The 2,804-nt window shown below is 67.3% G+C and carries 3 protein-coding genes and 2 pseudogenes; 3 read left to right on the top strand and 2 right to left on the bottom strand.

Translation table 11 applies throughout. The features are described 5' to 3' along the window. Positions 1-191 (bottom strand): annotated as a pseudogene (locus tag RT567_RS15725) (acetyl-CoA C-acetyltransferase); the annotation flags it as partial. A 166-nt stretch (positions 192-357) separates the two neighbouring features. Between RT567_RS15725 and trhA the strand changes: the two are divergent. From trhA to RT567_RS15710, 3 genes are all read left to right on the top strand, one after another. Beyond that, a complete protein-coding gene (trhA, locus tag RT567_RS15720; protein ID WP_313577163.1) occupies positions 358-1,053 on the top strand; it encodes a PAQR family membrane homeostasis protein TrhA in 696 nt (231 codons plus the stop codon). Between the two features lie 137 nt (positions 1,054-1,190). After that, entirely contained in the window at positions 1,191-1,772 is a 582-nt protein-coding gene (phaR, locus tag RT567_RS15715; protein ID WP_313577164.1) for a polyhydroxyalkanoate synthesis repressor PhaR, read from the top strand. Between the two features lie 7 nt (positions 1,773-1,779). Next, positions 1,780-2,145 (top strand): hypothetical protein, encoded by a 366-nt coding sequence (locus RT567_RS15710; RefSeq protein WP_087141107.1) that lies wholly within the window; start codon positions 1,780-1,782, stop codon positions 2,143-2,145. Between the two features lie 273 nt (positions 2,146-2,418). Here RT567_RS15710 and RT567_RS15705 read toward each other — a convergent pair. After that, positions 2,419-2,804, bottom strand: a pseudogene (locus RT567_RS15705) (dolichol-phosphate mannosyltransferase); the annotation flags it as partial.

Here is a 2,804-nt window from a genome sequence, read left to right as displayed (position 1 = left end):
CCCTGGCCCGCGCCCGCCTGCAGCACCTGGCCCAGGATCACCTCGTCCACATCGGCGGCGGCCACGCCCGCGCGCTCCAGCGCCGCCTTGATGGCGACCTCGCCCAGCTTGGAGGCCGGAAGGGTCGACAGGGCACCGAGGAAGGAGCCGACCGGCGTGCGGGCGGCGGAGACGATGACGACGTCGGTCATTTTTATTCACTCCCTGGAGAAATTCTTTGCGCGAGGTTGTGCCGCATTCGCAGACGCACGTCACCTGCTGCGATGCAGCAATCAGCAAAACGTCATCGCCGCGCCGCAACATCCGCCGGGAACGATGCCCCACGCCGCGCTTTCAGAAGGGGAAGGAGACCTGATCTTGCTGAAAGCTATCGCTCGTCGGATCTGCACCCCGGACGATCTGGACATGATCGAACACTATCAGACGCGGGCAGAGCGACTGGCCGATCTGTGGGTGCATGTCGTGGGTCTGGCGCTGGCGGCGGCGGGCGGCGTGGTTTTGGCCGTACTGGCCAGCGTCTATGCGGGTGTGGGCGCGGCGGTTTCGACGGCGATCTACGCCTTGTGTCTGGTGGCCATGCTGACGGCCTCGACCGTGTACAATCTGACCCATCCGTGCGCGGCGCGGCCGGTGCTGCGGCGGCTGGACGAGGCGGCCATCTTCCTGATGATCGCGGGCAGCTACACCCCCTTCACCGCCGTGCGGTTCGAGGGCGCCTGGTCCGTGGGCTTCACCCTGGCGGTGTGGACGATGGCCATCGTCGGCGCGGGCGTGAAGATGCTGGCGCCGCGCCTGTCCGACGCCTTCTGGAGCGTGATCTACGTCCTGTTCGGCTGGGTGGCGGTGTTTGCGCTGAAGCCGATGATCGAGACGGTGCATCCGCTGGCGCTGGGCCTGCTGGTCGCGGGCGGGCTGATCTATACGGCCGGGGTCTTCGTCTTCATCAGCCAGAAGGTGAAGTTCCGCCGCGCCATCTGGCACGGCTTCGTCGTCACCGGCGCGGGCGTGCACTGGGCCGCCATCCTGATCGGCGTGGTGCTGGTTCAGGGCTGAGCGCCCACACCCAACAAGACTAGCGGCAAAGACGGGACTCGCCTTCGCGCGCGCAATGCGGGATGCTTGGGCGTTGCAACATCGCGAGAACAAGCGTGGCCGACAAGAAATCCGAGGGCGGAAAAACCCGTGACGGCATGGTCGTCATCAAGAAGTATGCGAACCGGCGGCTCTATAACACCGCCACCAGCGCCTATGTGACGCTGGAAGATCTGGCCCGCATGGTGCGCGAGGGCGTGGAATTCGTCGTCTATGACGCCAAGACCAATGACGATCTGACGCGCCAGATCCTGACCCAGATCATCTTCGAGGAAGAAAGCCGGGGCGAGGCCCTGTTGCCGGTGCAGTTCCTGCGCCAGCTGATCGGCTTCTACGGCAACTCCATGCAGGGGGTGCTGCCGTCCTATCTGGAGATGTCGCTGGACACGTTCACGCGCCAGCAGGAACAGCTGCGCGGCCAGTTCACGCGCGCCTTCGCCGCCGCGCCCGGCGGCAATCTGATGGAAGAGGCCGTGCGTCAGAACATGGCCATGTTCGAACGCGCCATGCGGATGTTCCCCGGCTTCGCTCACGGCCGCCCGGAAGGCGAGGCAGACGAGGCGCCCGCCGCCGAGCCCAAGGCTGAACCGGCCAAGGAAGGCGCGGCGCTGGACGAGATGCGCCGTCAGATGGACGAGATGCGGGCCCAGATCGACCGCCTCGCCCAGTCCAAGGGCTGAGGCCGACGTGACGGACGAGATCCGTCCCATCGGCGCGTCGGGGCCGCTGAACGACCCTGTCGTGGACGACCGCCGCGAAGGCGACCGCCGCCATCGCGAGCGGCGGCGCGCGCGCGCCCTGGTCCCGACCGAGACCGAAACGTCGGAAGAGGCGGCCGATCCTGCCGCCTCCTCGGCAAAGCCTGCCGTCACACCGCCCCCGCCGCCCGCCGCCTTCGCCGCCCAGGTGCTGGGTCAGTCGGGGCAGAAGCGCGGATTGAAGGGCGGGGCGCCGGTGCTGGATGCGGCGCGCACCACCTATCTGGGCCGGGAATATTCGGGGCGGCATGACCGTCGCCCCTCGCCGGGACGATCGCGCAAAACCGAGATCTGACGGCGATTGGCGCCTGATTTGCGAGGACGCAGGCTCAACCGTCTTCGGATCGCGCCATGCCCGCCGTTTTCAGCCTTACCGCCCGCCTGTTCGACGTCACCGTGGTGGCGGTGATCTTCCTGGCGTTCAGCTAGGGCGCGCTCATTTCCACCGCTCATCCCGGCGGAAGCCGGGACCCAGTAAGGGCATCAAATTGGGCGGTAGACGTCAGCGGGGTGGCCAAAGCACTGGGTCCCGGCTTCCGCCGGGATGAGCGGGTAGAAAGCGTGTGGCTCAGAACTCGCTGACGTCGCCCGGACGGCGCGAGCGGGATTTCAGCCACATCACGCCCAGCAGGTCCGAGAAGGACGCCCGCAGCCGACCCCAGTTGGTGTATTTCGACCGGCCCGTCTCGCGGTGGCGGTGATCGACGTCGAGGTAGCGGTTCTCATACCCCTCGCGGATCATCAGGGCGGGCAGGTAGCGGTGGATGTGATCGAAGTAGGGCAGCCGCAGGAAGACATCGCGGCGGAACGCCTTCAGCCCGCAGCCCGTATCGTCGGCGTCGTCGCCCAGCAGCTTCTTGCGGATGCGGTTAGCCCACAAGGAGGCCTGACGCTTGGCGTTGGTGTCCTGGCGCTTGGCGCGCACGCCGCCGACCAGGGCGACGCTGGGCGGGG

The sequence above is a fragment of the Brevundimonas sp. genome (assembly GCF_032107865.1).
Lineage (GTDB): Bacteria > Pseudomonadota > Alphaproteobacteria > Caulobacterales > Caulobacteraceae > Brevundimonas.
The sequence above is the reverse complement of the archived record's forward strand: the minus strand, read 5'-3'. Positions and strand labels throughout refer to the sequence as shown.